This is a genomic window from Rhizobium sp. P43, assembly GCF_056730705.1.
Map to the genome: position 1 here is coordinate 435,857 of NZ_CM161539.1, position 16,329 is coordinate 452,185.

A 16,329-nucleotide genomic window follows, 5' to 3' on the forward strand; every position below is an offset into this window, starting at 1 on the left:
GATCTGACGCTCGATCAAGCGGCCCTGGGACGAGAGTCCCGGGGCTTTTTTGTTGCCGGTATCTCGGTGACGCGTCGCGACGAGGCAAAAAAGAAACCCGGCGCGTGGCGCCGGGTTTCACAGTTCGAGGTGCGTTCTGGCCTTAGTCGAAGCGAGGCAAGCCGCCAGCATCGCCGGGGCCCGGCAAGCCGCCGGGTGCCGGCTGGGACGCCCCACCTGCCGGTGCATTGGCTGGCGGCGTTGCGGGCGCGCCGAAGTTCGGCATCGCAGGCATGCCATCTCCGGGTCCCGGAAGGCCCAGCGCAGGTGCGCCATCGAGGCTCATTCCGGGAAGACCGAAGCCTGCACCACCGGCATTGTTGATCTGCTGGTTGATGTCCGTCTGGTTCATCTGAACCGGCTCGGTCTTGTAGTGGGTGACCAGGCCGGGGAAGGCGATGAGCAGACCGAGCATCACGATATTGATAAGAATGAACGGCAGCGTTCCGGCATAGATCGAGCGCGTGCTGATCGGGTCAATCATACGATTGGTCGTCTTGTCATGCCATGCCTTGGTCGGAGCAACCGAGCGCAGGTAGAACAGGGCAAAGCCGAAGGGTGGCGTCAGGAACCCGACTTGGAGGTTGAAGCCAAGAAGGACGCCGAACCAGATCAGATCGATGCCAAGTTGCTCGGCTACCGGCACCAGGAGCGGCACGAGAACGAAGGCGATCTCGAAAAAGTCCAGGAAGCAGCCGAGGATGAAGACGATGATCGTCACCACGATCAGGAAGCCTGTCTGGCCGCCCGGCAGGGCGAGCATCAGGTCTTTGACCCAGATATCGCCCGAGATTCCGTAGAAGGTCAGTGCGAAGACGCGGGCGCCGATCAGGATGAACATCACAAACGTTGCCAGTTTGGCGGTCGAGTTCGAGCGCCTGCGACAGAGTCGTATAGTTCAGACGACCCTTTGCTGCTGCCAGAACCAGAGCGCCAGCCGCACCCATGGCACCACCCTCCGTAGGGGTGGCGATGCCGAGGAAGATCGTGCCGAGCACCAGGAAGATCAGAGCAAGCGGCGGAATGAGAACGATCACCACCTGCTCCGCCATCTTCGACAGCAAGCCGAGTTTCATCTGGCGGTTTGCCACGGCAAACAGGTAGGGAATGACGGTTGCCAACACGGCGGACCACACGACCCGGATCTCGTAGCGCAACTCGGTGAACACAAAATAGTAAGCGAGCGTGTAGAGGGCTATCGCTGCCAACAAGATGATGTAGAGAGATTTCCCACCACTGCCGAGCGGACGCGCCTCAGGCGGCAGGGCAGGAGCCCATTCTGGCTTAACCAGTGTCACGGCAAAGATGTAGAGGCAGTACATGCCGATCAGGATCATGGCCGGCAGAATGGCGCCGAGATACATGTCGCCCACGGAACGGCCGAGCTGGTCGGCCATGACGATCAGCACCAGCGATGGCGGAACGATCTGTGCGAGCGTGCCTGACGCTGCGATCGTGCCGGCCGCCAGGCCGGGATTGTAGTTGTAGCGCATCATGATCGGCAGCGAGATCAGTCCCATGGCAATGACCGATGCCGCGACGACGCCCGTGGTCGCGGCCAGAAGCGCGCCGACGATGACAACGGCAAATGCCAGGCCGCCACGAACCGTGCCGAAAAGCTGTCCGACTGTATCGAGAAGGTCTTCGGCCATGCGTGACCGTTCGAGGATTAATCCCATGAAGGTGAAGAACGGGATCGCCAGAAGCGTGTCGTTGCGCATGATGTCGAAGACACGGTTCATATTGGCCTGGGCCAACGGCCAGGAGAGCTTGATCTCAGGCGAGATGTAGCTCAGTTCGACGCCGAAGACGAAGAAGTACATGCCCCCGGCGGCGAGCGTAAAGGCGACAGGATAGCCCAGCAGCAGCAGGCTCATCACGACGATGAACATGATGGGGGCCAGGTTGTGCGCGAAAAGATCAAGCATGGTTGCCCTCCTTCGTCTCGTCGGCAGGGGCCGCAGATCCATGGCCGCCGCCAGCGGTATCCTCCAATTCGCCCCGGATGATGGCGGAGCGCTTGATGATCTCGGAGAAGGCTTGGAAGGTTAGAAGCACGAAGCCGAGAAGAATGGCACCTTTGGCCGGCCAGATGATCAGGCCACCGGCATTGGAGGAAATTTCGCCCGACGTGAAGGACCGCCAGAAGAACGGTACGGCGAGATAGGTCATCATCAGCGCGAATGGCAGAAGGAAGAAGATGTGGCCCAGCAGGTCGATCCAGTCGCGTGTGCGCTTCTGGAGCTTACCGGCAAGCACGTCGATGCGCACATGCTCGTTGCGCTGCAGTGTGTAAGCCGCAGCCAGCATGAAGACAGCACCGAACAGGTACCACTGGACTTCCAGCCAGGCATTCGACGAGGTATCGAACGCCTTGCGGATGATCGCATTGCCGGAGCTGATGATGACGGCGACCAACAGAAGCCATCCCACAGTCTTCCCGACAAGGATATTGGTAGCGTCAATCGCTCGCGCGATTGTCAATAGAAGCTGCATAGAACCTCTCTCCCCTTCTTATTATCGAGTGAAGCTTAGAGCATGGGCTTTTGGGTCGTGCAACCGGTCAGCTTGCGCGGTCGGCGAACTTCCACCAAAGTTGATTGGATGACTGGGAGCTCATCGCATCCAGAGGGTGTCTGCAAGGGCAGTGGCGCAAATCCAGCGCTTCCTGATCGCTGAATTTGCCTGATCGCAACAGAGATCTCAGATCTGCATTTCCATCGCTCTGCGAAGTGCAGCAAATTCCCCACAGCTGAATTCTAAGCGAACCTGTGACCTTGAAGATCATAAGTTTCCGCCCGCTGCTGACAATCTTGCCAGCCGCTCCGACCGCCGTCAGCCGGCAAAACTGTGGGTGCGGGTGCTGGTCGCGATTGTTGACCATGAGGGGCAGATGCGATTGCGCTCCGGCTGACGTTTGTGTATGCGAGAAACTGACGAAAATTCAGCCTGCGCCGGCATCCTCTACGATTCTGTCGTGGTGCCGCAGTCTTACGATTGGGGAGATCGAACATGAGCGAACATCATTCCGGTCCGGTCGAAACCGGTGCTTCCATGGACTACAAGGAACATGAGAAGACCTACGACTTCTTCATTGCCGGCACCAAGTATGGCACGGCCATTCTGGTCGCTCTGATGATCGCCATGGCGGCCGGTTTCTTCGGCGGCGCAGGCCTGATCGGTGGCTTCTTCATCTGGATCATCCTGTCGATCGCCGGTGTTTTCATCATGCGCTGATCGACGCGCAAGTCGACGTCAGGTGAAGGGCGGTCCGCAAACGGGCCGCCCTTTTCGTTTGTGCGCATGGGCTCAGAACAAAAAAACGGCGGGTTGCCCCGCCGCTCACATTTGATCAAATCTCTGTCGCCTGTCAGCTCGTCGTGGCCCGCGTCCGCGCCAGACCCTGCTTGGCCGGCTCGTATTTCGGGTCGAGACGAAGCGCATGCGCGTAGGACTTTGCGGCCCGGGCCTTGTCGCCGCGGCGCTCGTAGATGAGCGCCTGGTTGGCCCAGCTTTCGGCGATGTTGTTGTTCAACTCGATTGCGAGGTTGAAGTCGGCGAATGCGTTGTCGTCGTCGTTCAGCGCCACGTAGGAAACGCCGCGACCGTTATAGGGCTCAGGTGCGCGCGGCGAGAGCGAGATCGCCTTCGAGAAGTCTTCGATCGCCTTGGCGTGATCGCCGCGCAGCTGATAAATCAGGCCGCGATTGTGGTAGGCGCGACCATCGGTCGTGTCGAGCTGGATGGCGCGGTTGAAATCGCCGAAGGCCTCGTCGATGCGGCCGGCCTGGCGGTAGATATTGCCACGGCCGATATAGGCGACGTCATAGTTCGGGTTGATCTTCAGCGCCATGTTGTAGTCGGCGGCGGCTTCGACCGGCTTGCCCATGTTGCGATAGACGAGGGCGCGGTTGGCATAAGCCTGGAAGAATTGTGGGTTCAGCTGGAGCGCGGTGTTGAAATCGTCCAGCGCCTGCTTGAACTGGCCGGCGCGGCCATAGGCAGAACCGCGGACGTTGTAGCCTTCCGGATCGCGCGGGTTGGCCTGGATCACGGCGGTCAGCGAGGCAATGTTTTCGTCGGAGCCCTGGGCGCGGTCGAGACGAATGACATCCGTGGTTTCCGTTGTCGTGGCGCAGCCAGCCAAAGTGAGCGTGGCGAGCAGGGCTGCCGCAGTCGCCAGGCGCGGCAAGCGCGAAGCGTGGGAGGCGGGGAAAAGCACGGAGGTTTTCGTCATGAGGCGCATCATCCGGCGGCCGCCAGAACCCCTCGTAGGCGTCAGACAGCGCAAGTTTGTGTTGCATATCAAAAGAGCGGCGGCGATTCGTCTCGCCCCCGCCCTCATTTCATAGGAAAACGCCCAAATCGGGGCAGATCAGCGACCGCGTGCAGCCGGCAGCAGGCCTTCGCGCTGCATCTTCTTGCGCGCCAGCTTGCGGACGCGACGAACAGCTTCAGCCTTTTCGCGTGCACGCTTCTCAGACGGCTTTTCGAAGAAGTCGCGCATCTTCATTTCGCGGAAGATACCTTCGCGCTGCATTTTCTTCTTGAGAGCGCGGAGCGCCTGGTCAACGTTGTTGTCGCGGACTAGTACCTGCACGTTTATCCCGTTCCTTTGGTTCTTAGAGTTGGATCTCCCGTCGATGCAGGTCACATTGACGGAAATAGCATATAAGTTCGCCCGGCCCGTGAGTCCGGCGATTAGGCTGCGAAATACCAGAAGACCCCCGTGAAGTCCATATGGTGCAAGGCGTCCGATCAATAAATTTGCGCCATAACCCGTGCTTCATCGAAGGTGTCGAAAGACGGATGACATTGCGTCGCAAAACGGACGTCATGTCGTGGGTTGATCTGCGACCTGTATCATCCTACCCACATGCCTGAACCACAGGAGTTTAAGGCGAATGCGCAAATATTCGGTCTTTGCCGTTGTCCGTGAGGCCATGCGAGCCCACAAGGGATGGGAGGCTCAATGGGTCTCTCCCGAGCCGCGGCAGTCCTATGACGTCATCATCATCGGTGCCGGCGGCCATGGTCTTGGTGCCGCCTATTATCTCGCCAAGGAACACGGCATCACCAATGTCGCCGTGATCGAGAAGGGCTGGCTCGGCGGGGGCAATACCGGCCGTAACACGACGATCATCCGGTCCAACTATCTCTATGAAGAGAGCATGGACATCTACGAGCATTCGCTGAAGCTCTGGGAGGGCCTCAGCCAGGACCTCAACTACAATGTCATGTATTCGCCGCGCGGCGTGATGATGCTGTCGCATAATGTGCATGACATGCAGTCCTTCAAGCGGCATGTGAATGCCAACAATCTCTATGGCATCGACAATGAGTGGCTGACGCCGGAGCAGGCCAAGGCCTTCTGCCCGCCGCTCGATATCTCGAAGACCGCTCGCTACCCGATCAATGGGGCAGCACTCCAGCGTCGCGGCGGCACGGCGCGTCACGATGCTGTCGCCTGGGGTTATGCGCGTGCAGCGTCTGATCGCGGCGTGCACATCATCCAGAATTGCGAAGTGACCGGCATCCGTCGCGGCCCGAATGGTGGAGTCACCGGCGTTGATACGACCAAGGGCTTCATCGGCGCGAAGAAGGTCGGCGTCTCGGCTGCCGGTCATTCCTCCGTCGTCATGGGCATGGCGGGCGTGCGTCTTCCGGTGCATTCGACGCCGCTGCAGGCTCTCGTTTCCGAGCCGCTGAAGCCGATCTTCCCCTGCGTCGTCATGTCGAACACCGTGCATGCCTATATCTCGCAGTCGGACAAGGGCGAGCTGGTCATCGGTGCCGGCACCGACCAGTACAACTCCTACAGCCAGACCGGCGGCATGCAGATCATCACGCATACGCTCGATGCGATCTGCGAGCTCTTCCCGATGTTCCGTCGCGTCAAGATGATGCGCCAGTGGGGCGGGATCACCGACAATACGGCCGACCGTTCGCCGATCCAGAGCGTCACGCCGGTTCCGAACCTCTTCGTCAATGCCGGCTGGGGTACGGGCGGTTTCAAGGCGACGCCGGGGTCTGCCAACCTCTTTGCCCATCTCATCGCCAAGGGCGAGCCGCATAGGCTGGCTCAGGGCCTGACGCTCGACCGGTTCCGCACCGGCCGCCTCATCGACGAGGCAGCCGCCGCTGCCGTGGCGCACTGAATTAGGGATCGTCCATCATGCTGGTCATCAAATGCCCCTATTGCGAAGAAGAGCGAGCCGAGCTCGAGTTTCGCGCCGCCGGTGAAGCGCATATCGCGCGCCCGGAAAACATCGCCTCGATCACCGACGAGGAATTCGCCGACTACTTCTTCCTGCGCGACAACCCGAAGGGCCTCATCTTCGAGCGCTGGCGCCATATCCATGGCTGTGGGCGCTTCTTCAATGCGGCCCGCGACACCATCTCCGACAAGATCCTGCTGACATACAAGGCCGGTGAACCCATGCCCGATCCCGCGACGCTTCAGTCCGCAACCGTCACCAAGGGAGAGAAGGCATGAGCGCTGCCAACCGTATCTCCGGCAAGGGGCGCCTGACGCCAGCGCTGACCGCCCGCTTCACCATCGATGGCCGTACGCTGACGGCTTACGAAGGCGATACCGTGGCTTCCGCCATGATCGCCAACGGCATGCATCTCGCCGGCCGCTCGTTCAAGTATCACCGTCCGCGCGGCATCCTGACCGCAGGTCCGGAAGAGCCGAATGCGCTGCTCGACGTCTCGCGTGACGCTGCTCGCCGCCAGCCGAATGTTCGGGCGACCGTGCAGGAAGTCTTCGACGGGATGAAGATTGAGACGCAGAACCGCTGGCCGTCGCTGTCACTCGACATCGGCGAGGTCAACAATCTGCTGTCGCCCTTCTTCGCTGCCGGCTTCTACTACAAGACCTTCATGTGGCCAAAGGCAGCCTGGCACCAGATCTATGAACCCTTCATCCGTCGCGCCGCCGGTCTCGGCCATGCGCCGAAAGAAGCCGATCCGGATCATTACGCCAACCGTTACGCCCATTGCGACGTGCTGGTGATCGGTGGTGGTGCCGCTGGTCTCGCCTCGGCACTGGCTGCCGCCCAGACGGGCGTGCGGGTGATGATCGTTGACGAACAGCCGGAAATGGGCGGTGCCTTCCACTTCGACACGGGCGCCACCATCGACGGCCAGAGCGGCTGGGACTGGGCGCAAGCGACCGTTGCCAAGCTGAAGGGCATGGCGAACGTCACCGTGCTCTCGCGCACGACGGCCTTCGGCTATCACAACCACAATTACGTCGCGCTGGTTGAACGCGTCACTGACCACGTCGCCAAGCCCGCCAAGAACCAGCCGCGCGAGCGGCTGTGGCAGGTGCGTGCCAAGCGCGTGATCATCGCCAGCGGTGCAATCGAACGCCACATGGTCTTCGCCAACAATGATCGCCCCGGCATCATGCTGGCAGCTGCCGGCCGCACCTATCTCAACCATTTCGGCGTCGCCGTCGGTGCCAAGGTCGGTGTCTACACCGCGCATGACTCGGCCTATGAAGCGGCGATCGATCTGAAGAAGGCCGGCGTTTCCGTGCCCGTCATCGTCGATGCGCGCGAAAAGCCGGGCGACAAGGTGCTGGCAGAGGCCCGCGCGCTCGGCATTGAGGTGCTGACCGGCCATGGCGTGGTCGATACCGCCGGCCGTCTGCGCGTCCGCTCGATCACCGTTCGCCGCAATGGCGGTGGTGCAAGCCGCAAGATCGAGGTCGATGCGCTCCTGATGTGCGCCGGCTGGACGCCCTCCGTGCATATGTTCTCGCAGTCGCGCGGCAAGCTGAAGTTCGATGCTGCCAACCAGCGCTTCCTGCCGGATGTCTATGCCCAGGACTGCATCTGCGTTGGCGCATGCAACGGCACCGACGATCTGCAGGCGCTGCTCGACGAGGCGACTGCTGCCGGTCTCTCCTCGGCCAAGGCTGCGGGTGCGACCGAGACGCCAGCCGTCTCGCTCTCGGGCGCCAATGCGCATGCCTGGACCGGCGGCATGATCGGCGCTGCCGAAGGCGCCGGCCGCGAGGACAACGTCAAGGCCTTTGTCGACTTCCAGCACGATGTCTGCGCCAAGGATATTCGTCTGGCCGTGCGCGAGGGCATGCATTCGATCGAGCATATCAAGCGCTTCACCACGAATGGCATGGCGTCTGATCAGGGCAAGCTTTCCAACATGCATGGCCTTGCGATTGCAGCCGAAGTGCTGGGCAAGGAGATCCCGCAGGTCGGTCTCACCACCTTCCGTGCGCCCTATACGCCCGTGACCTTCGGCACGCTGATCAACCATTCGCGCGATGCGCTGTTTGATCCCGTGCGCAAGACGCCGATGCATGCCTATGAAGTATCCCAAGGTGCCGTCTATGAAGATGTCGGCAACTGGAAACGTGCCTGGTATTATCCGAAGGCCGGCGAGGACATGCATACCGCCGTCAACCGCGAGTGCAAGACGGTCCGTGAGGCGGCCGGCGTGTTCAACGCCTCGACACTCGGCAAGATCGAGGTTGTCGGGCCTGATGCCGCCGAGTTCCTGAACCTGATGTATACCAATGCCTGGGAAACGCTGAAGCCCGGCAAGGCGCGTTATGGCATCATGACCCGCGAAGACGGCTTCATCTATGACGATGGCGTCGTCGGGCGTCTCGCCGAGGATCGCTTCCACGTGACGACCACGACGGGCGGTGCGCCGCGTGTCATGCACCACATGGAAGACTATCTGCAGACGGAATTCCCGCATCTGAAGGTCTGGCTGACGTCGACCACCGAACAATGGGCGGTCATTGCCGTCCAGGGTCCGAAGGCGCGCGACATCATCGCGCCTTTCGTCGAGGGCATCGACATCTCGAACGAGGCCTTCCCGCATATGAGCGTGGCCGAAGGCAAGTTCTGCGGCGTGCCGACGCGCCTCTTCCGCGTCTCTTTCACCGGCGAGCTCGGTTTCGAAGTCAATGTGCCCGCCGATTTCGGTGCTGATGTCTTCCGCCAGATCTGGGAGCGCGCGCAATCACTTGGTGCTTGCCTCTATGGCACCGAGACCATGCACGTGCTGCGCGCCGAGAAGGGTTATATCATCGTCGGTCAGGACACCGACGGCACCCTGACGGCTGACGATGCCGGCCTTTCCTGGGCGGTGTCGAAGAAGAAGACCGACTTTGTCGGCATTCGCGGCATGAAGCGGCCTGACCTCGTCAAGGAAGGCCGCAAGCAGCTGGTCGGGATCTTCACCAAGGATCCGAACGAAGTGCTGGAGGAGGGCGCACAGATCGTCGCCAATCCGAACCAGCCGAAGCCGATGACCATGCTCGGGCATGTCACCTCGTCCTACTGGTCGGAAAACCTCGGTCGCTCGATTGCGATCGCCATGGTGGCTGGTGGACGTGCCCGCATGGGCGAGACGCTTTACGTGCCGATGAAGGACAAGACCATCGCGGTGGAAGTCACCGACATGGTGTTCGTTGACAAGGAAGGAGGCCGCATCCATGGCTGATATGTCTGTTGCAGACCGCAAGACCGTTCTTGCCGGCTTCCACGGCGGCAGCGCCAAGGTACGGCTGACGCCCGCGCTTCCGGCTACCCGCGTGTCGCTGCGCACTGCGGAAGATGGCGTTGCCGGTCTTTCGAAGTCTCTGGGCCTGAAGCTTCCGACAAAGCCGAAGACGTCCGCCTCGGCCAAGGGCCGCACGGCCTTCTGGATCGGTCCGGACGAATGGTTCCTGATCGACGAGAAGGGTGACACGCTGATGGCCGATTGCGCCGCCTCCGGCGTGGTTCATTCGGCGACCGACATCTCCCACCGCAACACAGCAATCATCGTCTCGGGGCCCGCCGCTGCCGACACCCTGAATGCGGCCTGCCCGCTGGATCTGTCGCTTGCCGCCTTCCCGGTGGGGGCGGTGACACGCACCGTCTTCGGCAAGATCGAGATCATCCTCTATCGCGTCGAGGAAGAGACCTTCCGCGTCGAATGCTGGCGGTCGTTTGCGGAGTATGCGTTTGGCATGCTCGCCGAGGGCGCGGAGGATGCCTCGCTCTGAGGGGCGGGGTGTTCGTGCAGGTATTTGAGGAGGCCGGGGTGACCCGGCCTTTTTTGGATATGGTTGTGCCAGCGTAAGCATCTCGTCTTTAAGCAGATCCCGTGCTACATATATCCTATGGACAAGATGCGCAAAGTTCCAGAGATGGTTGTTCGTGACCCTAGGACCGGTGAGACCGTTGTGGTTCAAGGTGCTGGCGCCATGAAGGATAGGCCGTTGAACTTGCGAAAAGGCATCGACCTGACTAAGCCGATTGCCGAACAAGTCTCAAAGATCAAACGCAAGGGCAGATCCTGAGGATATGACGGGTGCGCTTCTCGACACCCATGTGCTGTATTGGCTTGTGCATGAGCCAACTCAGCTATCCGTTGACGCAGCATTGTTGATCGGGCGAAGCCAAACCGCGAGTAGTCTCTTCGTTTCGCCAATTTCTGCCTGGGAATTGGCTCTCGCCGCACGTAAAAAGAGCAATGCACCTGTTGTGGGTCCGACGTCTCTCCCCAAATGGTTCGAAGACTCATGTTCGTCTCTCGGTGCACGCGTGGCTGCCATCGATCTTGCGGTGGCACTGGCAGCCGCCGAAGTGGTTGAGAATACAGGCCACAAGGATCCTGGCGACTGCTATCTCATCGCTGCCGCTCGGGTACTGAATGTGCCGTTGATTACTCGGGATGCAACAATCCTTGAAATCTCAGGTAGCGGTTATCTGAAAACACTCCCCTGCTGACCGCTAGATTTCCCATCCCACCCATTTCACCCAGCGCCCGTGAAAATCCGCCCGGCCGATCTCGCGGGTTTCCCGTGATGGCCAGAGCGTGAGCAGAATGGCTGCCCCGTCGGGCTTGCCGTCGGCCTCCAGCTGCAAGCGGGCGAGCGGTGCGGCTTCCGTCGCGCGGGCGCCGGCTGCGGCGATCAGCGTTTCGCCTTCGGCCTTCAGCGCCGACGGCAGGTATTGCCAGGCGATGGTGTGGTAGATCACGTGCGTTAGCCCTGAGCGCGGCGTTGCCAGACGTTTTCGCAGCCAGTCGATGGCATCGGCCTTTTCGACCTTCAGGCCGCTTTCGGTGGCCATTTCAAGCGCTGCTGCCGTGCGGTCGAGGCGGTCTTGCTGGTCGGCCCAGATATAGGAGAAGAGCCGCAGGCGGTCGTCTTGCGAGGCTGGGTCGAGCGGGTTCAGATCGCAGCCGGCGCGTTCGGTGATATCGATTGCGGCTTGCGGCGGCGGCGGGCCTTCCCAGCGCGGGGCGAGCTCGACGGCGGAGGTCTTGCCCCAGCTTAAGGCTCTCAATTGATAGCTGTAGCGGTCCCATTGCAGGTTGAGGCCGGCGCTGGCGCCGACCTCCGAGAGGCTCAGCGGCTTGCCGGTCAGTGCCGCAATGGTCAGGAAGCCGGGAAGCAGGGCGGAGGAGCGGCGCACCTCGTTGGTTTGCGGGGCGGATGTCAGGCGCTCCAGGATGAAGGCTTCGTCGCGGCTCAAGGCGGCTTCCACGGCGGCCCAGAGCGTGTCGTCGTCGACGGCATTTGGCGGATAGACGGCTGACAAAGCCGGGTCCTGGCCGGATCGGACCAGCGCATGCAGCGTGCCGGCGAGCCGAAGCGCCAGTGCATCGCCGGTGCCGTCTGGATTACCGGGCCAACCGAGGACGGTTGTCCCGACATGGCTGTGCCCGGTCAGCCTCTCTGCCGCCAGTGTGCAGAGGCGTGCGGTGAAGGGGGAGCCGAGATCGCTGCAGGCCTTGGCCTGGCGCAGGAAACTCTGGCGGATCAGTTCGCTGCGGTCGTCGCTCATGGTCTGAGGCGCCTTTCGTGTCAGACGCCTTCCGGGCGATCCTTCGGGTCGAATTGGGAAATGGTGATCCAGTCAGCTGTCAGAGCCGGCTTGCGCTCGTCCTCGATCTCGACGGTCACCTCATAGGTGTTCATCAGCATGCCGGCGCCGCGAAAGCGGGCTTCGGCGAGCTTGAAGGAGCCCCTGATACGCTTGCCCGTCTTCACCGGCGACAGAAAGCGCAGCTTCTCGAAGCCGTAATTGATGCCCATGGTCTGCTCGCGGATCTTCGGCAGGCAGTTGTAGTTCATCGCCGACAGCAGTGAGACGGTGAGGAAACCATGGGCGATCGTGCCGCCGAAGGGCGTCTCGGCGGCTGCGCGCACCGGGTCGGTATGGATGAATTGATGGTCCATGGTGGCGCCGGCAAAGGCGTCGATCATCGGCTGGTCGACGGTGATCCAGTCGGAGACGCCGACTATGGTTCCAACGAGGCCCGGCACGTCCTTGAGCGAAATCTCTTGCGGCATGAAAAGAACCTGATCCTTCAATAATTCCCGCAGGCTACAGCCGCTTTATGTCGTGAGGAAGAGGCTAACGTCACTGGTGGGGAAAAACTCAAGTTTCGATCCAGAAATCGACACTGCGTGCCTTCACCGTCAACTTGGCGGCGCTTCGGCCCGTCTCAAGGCGGCGCCATTTGCGCTTGTCGTGCGCGGGGAGCATGAAGTCCCTCGGCTCAGGTGATCGATTGAAGAGCACGGCAACATGGCAGTCCTTGCCCGTCTCGCGGTCGATGGACGCGAGCACCATGGTAAAGGCGCCGAGGTCGGGCGTTTCCCAGTCGGCGACCGTCATCGGCAGGCCGTCGGTGTTCAGCCAGCTGACATCACCATCGCCGGTCAGCACACTTGTGTCCATGAAGCAGGAGAAACGCTGGCGCATGGCGGCAAGGCGGGCGGTGGTTTCGATCAGCTCCTCGTCTGCCCCGGACCAATCGAGCCAGGTGAGGGTATTGTCCTGGCAATAGGCATTGTTGTTGCCGCGTTGGCTGCGGCCGAACTCGTCGCCTGCCGTCAGCATCACCGCGCCGCGGCTGGCAAACAGCGTCGAGAGCAGAGCTTCGACATCCTGCCGGCGCTTCTTCAGGATCGCCTTGTCGGATGTCTCACCCTCGACGCCGTTGTTCCAGGAATGGTTCTCGTTGTGGCCGTCGCGGTTTTCCTCGCCATTCGCCTCGTTGTGTTTGTGCTCAAAGGAGACGAGATCGTAGAGCGAAAAGCCGTCATGGGCGGCGATGAAGTTGACGCTGCGAGTCTGGCCGTGGGCGTCATGGGCGAAGAGATCGGCGGAACCGGCGAGCGCCGTTGCAAGATCGCCTGTTGTCCAGGCGTCGCCCCGCCAGTGGCGTCGGAAGGTGTCACGGGCGCGATCGTTCCATTCGAGGAAGGCGGGCGGGAAGCGGCCAAGCTGGTAACCGCCCGGTCCGATATCCCAGGGTTCGGCGATCAGGATGCGGTCTTCCAGCACTTCGTCCTCGAGGATGGCCTTCAAGGTCGGGGCGTCTTGATGAAAACCGTCCCAGTGACGGCCCATGATCGGGGCGAGGTCGAAGCGGAAACCATCCACGCCTGCTGCCAGAACGAAGTGGCGCAGCGTATCGACGATCAGCCGGCGGATAAAGGGATGGTCGCAGGCCAGCGTATTGCCGCAGCCGGTGTCGTTGACCAGCGTGCCGGGATCATCCGCCACATGGCGGAAGAGCGAGCGGTTGTCGATGCCGCGAAGCGAGAGCGTGGTGCCGTGGACATCGCTTTCGCCCGTATGGTTGAACACGAGGTCGAGGATGACGCCGATGCCCTCGGCATGCAGGGCAGCGACCGTGTCGCGCAGTTCCTTCACGCCGCCCGGCACGAGGCGCGGATCAAGCGCCATCATCGCGACGGGATTGTAGCCCCAGCTGTTGGTGAGGCCGAGGGGGGGCAGATGGCGCTCGTCGATCCAGGCGGTGATCGGCATCAGTTCGACCATGTCGACGCCGATGCGCCTGAGATGGGCGAGGATGGCGGGGTGGGCGAGGGCGGAGAGCGTGCCGCGTTGGGCGTCCGGCACATCCGGATGCAGCATGGTCAGCGCCTTGACGTTGACCTCGTAGATGAAGCCGCTGCGCTCGCCGAGCGGCATCATCGGTCTCACCGGCTTGTGGGCCTTCAGGATCGCCTTCGGCATCAGGGCGGCGGTGTCGACGCCGAACTGGCCGAGCCGGACATCATAGACGAAGGGGCGGTCGAGTTCGGTCGCATAGGGGTCGACCAGCAGCTTGGACGGATCGTACCAATGGCCTTCGCCCGGATCATAGGGGCCGTGGATGCGGAAGCCGTAGCGGGCGCCTTCCTTCATCCCCTCGACGAAAACGTGGTGCACGTCGCCATCGCCTCGTGTCATCGAAAGCCTGGCGAGTTCGGTCTCGCCCCGCTCATCGAAGAGGCAGAGCTCTACGTGGCTTGCATGATGCGACCAGAGGCGGAAATCGGCACCCGTCTTGCCGATGATTGCTCCGAGCATAGGCATGGTCATGGGTCGCCTCGCGGTCCGTGTGATTCGCTCGCCTCAGAGGGAACAATAGCAGGCGGGCTATCCTCGGCCAGAGCGGTTGCGCTTACATGGCCGCGACGTTCACCGATTTCACCGCCGCTTCCTTGCGTTCGCTGTAGCGATCGGTCAGGTAGTCGGAGATGTCGCGTGTCAGAAGCGTGAACTTCACCAGTTCCTCGCAGACATCGACGACGCGCTCGTAATAGGACGAGGGCTTCATCCGGCCATTGCCGTCGAATTCCTGCCAGGCCTTGGCGACGGAGGACTGGTTGGGGATGGTGATCATCCGCATCCAGCGGCCGAGCAGGCGCATGGCATTGACGGCGTTGAACGACTGCGAGCCGCCGGAGACCTGCATGACCGCGAGCGTCTTGCCCTGGGTCGGGCGGATGGCGCCGACGGACAGCGGAATCCAGTCGATCTGCGCCTTCATGATGCCCGTCAGCGTGCCGTGGCGCTCGGGGCTCACCCAGACCTGGCCTTCCGACCACGCGGAAAGGTCGCGCAGTTCCTGCACCTTGGGATGGCTTACCGGCGCATCGTCGGGGAGCGGCAGGCCGGAGGGATCGAAAACCCTGACATCGGCGCCGAAATGCTCCAGCAGGCGCTTGGCCTCCATGGCGAGCAGTCGGCTGTAGGAGACCTGCCGGACCGAGCCATAGAGGATCAGAATGCGCGGCTTGTGGGTGGAGAAGGGGCGCCGCAGCGCCTCCAGATCCGGCAGGCGCAGGTGATCGAGATCGGCGGCGGGCAGGTCTACATTCACGTCAGACAATGCGCTTGCCCTCCACATCGAGCACGGCCTCGCCGTCTTCCTTGACGAAGGCGGAGGTGAAGGCGTCGGCGGGAAGGATGTCGAGCACCACTTCGGACGGACGGCAGAGGCGGGTGCCCATCTCGGTGACGACAAGCGGACGGTTGATCAGGATCGGCGTCGCGATCATGGCGTCGAGCAATTGGTCGTCCGAGAGGGCGGGATCGGCAAGGCCGAGTTCCTCATAGGGCGTGCCCTTTTCGCGGATCGCCTGCCGCACGGTGAGGCCTGAGTCGGCGATCATCTTTGCCAGTTCCGGTTTGCTCGGCGGGGTCTTCAGATATTCGATGACCGTGGGCTCGATGCCGGCATGGCGGATGAGGTCGAGCGTGTTGCGCGAGGTGCCGCAGGCCGGGTTGTGATAGATGGTGACGTTCATGGACGGTCGGTTCCTTCGGAGGCGACAGGGGGATTTGTGTTGCGGCTCTCGGCAAAGAGCCATGCGGCCAGCGCGGCGGCGATAAGGGCGCCGACCAGTTGGGCGAGGATGAAGCCGGTCAGATCGATCGGGCGGATACCGGCAAAGGTGTTGGTCAGGCTTCGGGCAATCGCCACGGCCGGATTGGCGAACGAGGTCGATGCGGTGAACCAGTAGGCCGCCGTGATATAGAGCCCGACCAGCATGGGAATGGCCTTTGGGCGGAAGCGCAGGCCGCCGAGGATTGTGAGCAGCAGACCAAAGGTCGCGACCGCTTCCGCCGTCCATTGGGCAGAGCCCGTGCGAACCGTCTCCGAGATCTGGAAGATCGGCAGCTCGAACATGGCATGGGCGATGAGCGTTCCGGCGATACCACCGAGGATCTGGGCGAGCATGTAAGGCAGTAGGGCGGAGGCCTCCAGCTCCTTGCGCAGGGCAAAGACCATTGTCACCGCCGGGTTGAAATGGGCGCCGGAAATCGGCCCCAGTATGGTGATCAGCACGAAGAGGATGGCGCCGGTCGGGATGGTGTTGCCGAGTAGGGACACGGCGACATCGTCGGACAGGCGATCGGCCATGATGCCGGAGCCGACGACGGTGGCGACCAGGATGGCTGTGCCGAGCGCTTCGGCTGTGAGGCGGCGGGGGAGGTCGGTCATGGT

15 protein-coding genes and 1 pseudogene are annotated in these 16,329 nt (G+C 61.9%); 6 read left to right on the plus strand and 10 right to left on the minus strand.

Annotated features, from left to right (window positions below; translation table 11 throughout):
• Positions 1-142: 142 nt before the first annotated feature.
• Both AC1PUL_RS02065 and AC1PUL_RS02070 read right to left on the minus strand, forming a co-directional pair.
• Positions 143-1,967, minus strand: a pseudogene (locus tag AC1PUL_RS02065) (TRAP transporter large permease).
• Positions 1,960-2,535: a TRAP transporter small permease subunit gene (locus AC1PUL_RS02070; protein WP_480466394.1), complete on the minus strand. Its 576-nt coding sequence runs from the start codon at positions 2,533-2,535 to the stop codon at positions 1,960-1,962. Before AC1PUL_RS02070 ends, AC1PUL_RS02065 begins: the two are co-directional and overlap by 8 nt.
• Before the next feature lie 516 nt (positions 2,536-3,051).
• Between AC1PUL_RS02070 and AC1PUL_RS02075 the strand changes: the two genes are divergently transcribed.
• Positions 3,052-3,276 carry an aa3-type cytochrome c oxidase subunit IV gene (locus AC1PUL_RS02075; protein ID WP_298468541.1) on the plus strand — a complete coding sequence of 75 codons (225 nt, stop codon included), beginning with the start codon at positions 3,052-3,054 and terminating at the stop codon, positions 3,274-3,276.
• 133 nt (positions 3,277-3,409) lie between these two features.
• On the opposite strand, the gene AC1PUL_RS02080 is transcribed toward AC1PUL_RS02075, so the two are convergent.
• Positions 3,410-4,276 (minus strand): tetratricopeptide repeat protein, encoded by an 867-nt coding sequence (locus tag AC1PUL_RS02080; RefSeq protein WP_480466395.1) that lies wholly within the window; start codon positions 4,274-4,276, stop codon positions 3,410-3,412.
• A gap of 138 nt (positions 4,277-4,414) precedes the next feature.
• Positions 4,415-4,639, minus strand: coding sequence for a 30S ribosomal protein S21 (gene rpsU, locus AC1PUL_RS02085; RefSeq protein ID WP_006726944.1), 225 nt, complete (start codon positions 4,637-4,639; stop codon positions 4,415-4,417).
• A gap of 304 nt (positions 4,640-4,943) precedes the next feature.
• On the opposite strand from rpsU, the gene AC1PUL_RS02090 reads away from it, so the two are divergent.
• The 5 genes from AC1PUL_RS02090 (at position 4,944) to AC1PUL_RS02110 (ending at position 10,799) form a co-directional block, all read left to right on the plus strand.
• On the plus strand, positions 4,944-6,197 hold the full coding sequence (locus AC1PUL_RS02090) for a sarcosine oxidase subunit beta family protein (RefSeq protein WP_480466396.1): 1,254 nt from the start codon (positions 4,944-4,946) through the stop codon (positions 6,195-6,197).
• A gap of 17 nt (positions 6,198-6,214) precedes the next feature.
• Complete coding sequence (locus AC1PUL_RS02095; protein WP_136538109.1) at positions 6,215-6,535, plus strand: sarcosine oxidase subunit delta; 321 nt, start codon at positions 6,215-6,217, stop codon at positions 6,533-6,535.
• Positions 6,532-9,525, plus strand: coding sequence for a sarcosine oxidase subunit alpha (locus AC1PUL_RS02100; protein WP_480466397.1), 2,994 nt, complete (start codon positions 6,532-6,534; stop codon positions 9,523-9,525). Before AC1PUL_RS02095 ends, AC1PUL_RS02100 begins: the two co-directional genes overlap by 4 nt.
• Positions 9,518-10,072: a sarcosine oxidase subunit gamma gene (locus AC1PUL_RS02105; protein ID WP_480466398.1), complete on the plus strand. Its 555-nt coding sequence runs from the start codon at positions 9,518-9,520 to the stop codon at positions 10,070-10,072. The genes AC1PUL_RS02100 and AC1PUL_RS02105 overlap by 8 nt, the downstream gene beginning before the upstream one ends.
• A 301-nt stretch (positions 10,073-10,373) precedes the next feature.
• On the plus strand, positions 10,374-10,799 hold the full coding sequence (locus tag AC1PUL_RS02110) for a type II toxin-antitoxin system VapC family toxin (RefSeq protein WP_480466399.1): 426 nt from the start codon (positions 10,374-10,376) through the stop codon (positions 10,797-10,799).
• Positions 10,800-10,802: 3 nt separating this feature from the next.
• Here the strand turns inward: AC1PUL_RS02110 and AC1PUL_RS02115 are convergent, their stop codons facing one another.
• From AC1PUL_RS02115 to AC1PUL_RS02140, 6 genes are all read right to left on the minus strand, one after another.
• Positions 10,803-11,861 (minus strand): DUF2332 domain-containing protein, encoded by a 1,059-nt coding sequence (locus AC1PUL_RS02115; RefSeq protein WP_480466400.1) that lies wholly within the window; start codon positions 11,859-11,861, stop codon positions 10,803-10,805.
• 20 nt (positions 11,862-11,881) lie between these two features.
• On the minus strand, positions 11,882-12,370 hold the full coding sequence (locus AC1PUL_RS02120; RefSeq protein WP_480466401.1) for a MaoC family dehydratase: 489 nt from the start codon (positions 12,368-12,370) through the stop codon (positions 11,882-11,884).
• 88 nt (positions 12,371-12,458) lie between these two features.
• Positions 12,459-14,417: a glycogen debranching protein GlgX gene (gene glgX / locus AC1PUL_RS02125; RefSeq protein WP_480466402.1), complete on the minus strand. Its 1,959-nt coding sequence runs from the start codon at positions 14,415-14,417 to the stop codon at positions 12,459-12,461.
• A gap of 82 nt (positions 14,418-14,499) precedes the next feature.
• On the minus strand, positions 14,500-15,228 hold the full coding sequence (gene arsH / locus AC1PUL_RS02130) for an arsenical resistance protein ArsH (protein WP_480466403.1): 729 nt from the start codon (positions 15,226-15,228) through the stop codon (positions 14,500-14,502).
• On the minus strand, positions 15,203-15,628 hold the full coding sequence (gene arsC, locus AC1PUL_RS02135) for an arsenate reductase (glutaredoxin) (protein WP_480466404.1): 426 nt from the start codon (positions 15,626-15,628) through the stop codon (positions 15,203-15,205). Before arsC ends, arsH begins: the two co-directional genes overlap by 26 nt.
• Complete coding sequence (locus tag AC1PUL_RS02140; protein WP_480466405.1) at positions 15,625-16,326, minus strand: aquaporin; 702 nt, start codon at positions 16,324-16,326, stop codon at positions 15,625-15,627. Before AC1PUL_RS02140 ends, arsC begins: the two co-directional genes overlap by 4 nt.
• Between the last annotated feature and the right edge of the window lie 3 nt (positions 16,327-16,329).